This window comes from Desulfonatronum sp. SC1 (genome assembly GCF_003046795.1).
Taxonomy (GTDB): Bacteria; Desulfobacterota; Desulfovibrionia; order Desulfovibrionales; family Desulfonatronaceae; genus Desulfonatronum.
Window position 1 is genome coordinate 1 of sequence record NZ_PZKN01000212.1, and the last position, 405, is coordinate 405.

The 405-nt window shown below is 46.7% G+C and carries 1 protein-coding gene; it reads right to left on the bottom strand.

The window, feature by feature from the left end:
- Nucleotides 1-121 precede the first annotated feature (121 nt).
- Nucleotides 122-405, bottom strand: a 284-nt coding sequence (locus tag C6366_RS18995; protein WP_199221631.1) for a uroporphyrinogen decarboxylase family protein, incomplete at its 5' end; no start/stop codon positions are given.

Here is a 405-nt window from a genome sequence, read left to right on the forward strand (position 1 = left end):
GTATCGAGTTTGCCTATCCTACACAAACCCTCCATATTCAGAAACAGTAATCAGAATCAATTGTTGAAATGCATCTTAGCGGGCGACATAATTAGCATCTCGGCAATAAACCAAGCAAATATCAGTACTTCCATTCGCGGGCGGCTTCATACATTGCCACCACATTTTCGACAGGCGTTTCCACTTTGAACTTATGCGAAGGCCCAAGAATAAAACCACCACCAGGCGCCATCAAATCAAGCAACTCTTTAACGCCATCCTTGACACGTGCAGGTGTAGCCTTTCGCAGCAGCAACTCTTCATCCAACGCGCCGCAAAAGGTTATCATAGAGCCAAAATCCTTCTTAAGACCTTCGGGGTTCATACCAGCAGCCCTGGTTTGGATGGGATCCAACACATGTGCAC